This is a genomic window from Nonomuraea sp. NPDC001684 (genome assembly GCF_053596515.1).
The window spans coordinates 1-2,719 of the sequence record NZ_JBSFGJ010000751.1; the positions used below are offsets into that span (position 1 = coordinate 1).

Annotated in this window: 2 protein-coding genes and 1 pseudogene; all 3 read right to left on the reverse strand. The window is 70.4% G+C overall.

Going from position 1 to position 2,719, the window contains the following annotated elements:
* Window positions 1–560: pseudogene (locus ACWCSD_RS51135) on the reverse strand (leucine-rich repeat domain-containing protein); the annotation flags it as partial.
* A gap of 112 nt (window positions 561–672) precedes the next feature.
* A complete protein-coding gene (locus ACWCSD_RS51140) occupies window positions 673–1,530 on the reverse strand; it encodes a fumarylacetoacetate hydrolase family protein (RefSeq protein ID WP_387680419.1) in 858 nt (285 codons plus the stop codon).
* 31 nt (window positions 1,531–1,561) lie between these two features.
* Window positions 1,562–2,620 carry a Gfo/Idh/MocA family protein gene (locus ACWCSD_RS51145; RefSeq protein WP_397162765.1) on the reverse strand — a complete coding sequence of 353 codons (1,059 nt, stop codon included), beginning with the start codon at window positions 2,618–2,620 and terminating at the stop codon, window positions 1,562–1,564.
* Window positions 2,621–2,719 lie beyond the last annotated feature (99 nt).

A 2,719-nucleotide genomic window follows, 5' to 3' on the forward strand; every position in this document is an offset into this window, starting at 1 on the left:
CGGTCCTCCGCGTCGACGACCTCGGGCACGAACGCCTCGACGATTCCCGGCTTGGTGTAGTCGGCCTTCTTGGCGTCGCCGAAGTTGTCCACCCAGCGCCCGCCGACGGCGTGCACGTCCATGGCGTGTCCGAAGTCGATCACCCAAGGGGTCTCGACGGTCCCGGTCCGTAGCCGGCCGTGGTTGTAACAGCCGTGGACGAGGTGCGTGAAGGCGCCGTCGTGGATGTAGATCTCGCAGTCGCCGGCCTCCAGGGTCTCGGCCTCGGTGCGACCGCCGACGTAGAGTCCGGGCTGGTCCTCATAGAGCGCGATCGGGCCGTTGACCGTCAGATCGCCGGTGATCACGATCAGCTCGACGTCGTCCTCGTCGTCCCCGCTTCGCAAGGCATTGACGGCGTCCAGGAAGTCCCCCTCGACCGCGAGATCGCCGTCGAAGAACAGCACGCTGTCATGGTCGGACGACTCTCCTTCACTGTCGAACGCGGCGGACAACGCGCCGCTCAGACGGGCGTCGGCGGCGGCGTAGGACAGGGAGGCGGGGGTGGCGGATGTCGACATGGCGACGAGCATAGGTCCGCGCTGTGACAGCCCTACGAGGAAGTCCAGCTCCGTCGTGAGGCTGCCGGCCGGGGGCCCGTCCGGACCGGTCAGGGCGGGCCGCGCCGGCCGGTCAGGGGGCGGCCACGACGGACTGCCTCTGGCGGCCCAGGCCGTCGATGCCGAGCTCCATCCGGTCGCCCGGCCGCAGGTAGACGGGCGGGTCGAAGCCCATGCCGACGCCCGCGGGCGTGCCGGTGTTGATCAGGTCGCCGGGTTCGAGCGCCATGAACCGGCTCAGGTAACGCACGACGAAGACGGGGTCGAACAACATGTGGGCCGTCGAGCCGGTCTGACGGCGCCGCCCGTTGACGTCGAGCCACATGCCCAGGCCGGACACCTCGCCCAGCTCGTCCGGCGTGACCAGCCAGGGGCCGCACGGGTTGAACGTCGGGGCCGACTTGCCCTTGACCCACTGGCCGCCGTGGCGCAGCTGGAAGTCGCGCTCGCTGACGTCGTTGACCAGCACGTACCCCGCGATGGCGGCGCGCGCCTCCTCGTCGCTCTCCAGGTAGTGGGCCCGGGCGCCGATCACCACGCCGAGCTCCACCTCCCAGTCGGTGGCCGAGGAGCCGCGCGGGATGTGCACGTCGTCGTCGGGCCCGACCAGCGTGTTCGGCGCCTTGGTGAACACGATCGGCTCGGCCGGCGGCTCCTGGCCCGACTCGGCGGCGTGGTCGGCGTAGTTGAGGCCGACGCACAGGATCTGGTGCGGACGGGCGATCGGCGCGCCGACGCGTTCACCGGCGAAGCGGCGGGCCGCGCCGGCGGCCACCCGGTCGGCGACGGTCGCGGCGAGCCCGTCCAGGCCGGCGGCGAAGAAGGAGCCGTCGAAGTCGGCGACCACGTCGGACACGTCGATGTAGGTCTCGTCGTCGATCGCGACGACCGGACGTTCGGCGCCGGCGGCGCCGATGCGCATGAGTCTCATGGGGAGGTCCAGATTCTGCTGTGGGGGCGGATCAGAGCTGCGCGCCGGCCGGGACGGTGACGGTCTTCCCGGACTGGATGGACTCGTAGGCGGCCTCGACGACGCGCATGGCGTACACGGTGTCGCCGGAGTCGATCAGCGGCGGGCGTCCCTCCACCAGGGCGCGCACGTAGTCGGTGACCTCGGTGATGACGGACTCGTAGTGCCAGCCGCCGGGGTGCCAGGCGTCGGGGCCGAAGGGCACGCCGGCGACCGCCTCGCCCTGGTAGTCGTGCTGGCCGCGGAAGAGCTTGACCACCGGGTCGGACATCTGGTCCACCAGGATGCCCCCTTCGGTGCCGTAGAGCTCCAGGCGCTCGCTGTGGGGGACCTCCGACACGGAGGTGAAGCCGCACGAGAAGTGGGCGCCGCTGCGCATGCGGCCGTACACCTCGGCGGTGTCCTCGATCTCGTTGTCGAGCGGGAACACCTTCCTGGAGACGCCGGTCAGCTCCTCGAACTCGCCGAGCAGCCACTTGAGCAGGTAGAACGAGTGCGCGCCGGTGTCCATGACCAGGCCGCCGCCGAGCTTGTACTGGGTCCGCCAGTAGCCGGGCATCGACAGGTGAGCCTTCTCGTTGGAGCGCAGGTACGTCCTGGCGTGGATGACCTCGCCGATGGCGCCCTCGCTCAGCAGCCGGTGCACGGCCTGGTAGGCCGCGATGTACCGGCTGTTCTCCGCGACCATGAAGTGCACGCCGGCCTCGGCCGCCCGGCGCTGGATGGCCACCGACTGCTCGTACGTCGGCGCGACGGGCTTCTCCAGGATCAGGTGCTTGCCGGCGTCCAGCACCGCCATGGCGGCGTCGTAGTGCAGGTGGTGGGGGAGGATCAGGTCCACCACGTCGACCCGCGGGTCGTCGATCAGGTCCTGGAGGCCGGTGTAGGTCTTGGCGCCGAACTCGGCGGTGAAGGCCGACGCCGCCCCTGGGTCGACGTCGCAGCCGGCCACGAGGTCGACCACGTCGGACATGCGCTGGTAGGCCGCCGCGTGCGTCTTCGAGATCAGCCCGAGACCCGCGATGCCGACGCCCGGCTTCGACACTGACATGTGATTCTCCTGTAGAGATGTGACGAATGGATGGTTGGTGGGCGCCGGGCCTCAGCCCTTGAGGGAGCCGGCGAGCACGTCGGCGCCGTACCGGCGCTG

Excerpts from the sequence above, each read along its gene's own strand:
- ACWCSD_RS51140 (WP_387680419.1), bottom strand. The coding sequence starts at position 1,530 with ATGAGACTCATGCGCATCGGCGCCGCCGGCGCCGAACGTCCGGTCGTC.
- ACWCSD_RS51145 (WP_397162765.1), bottom strand. The coding sequence starts at position 2,620 with ATGTCAGTGTCGAAGCCGGGCGTCGGCATCGCGGGTCTCGGGCTGATC.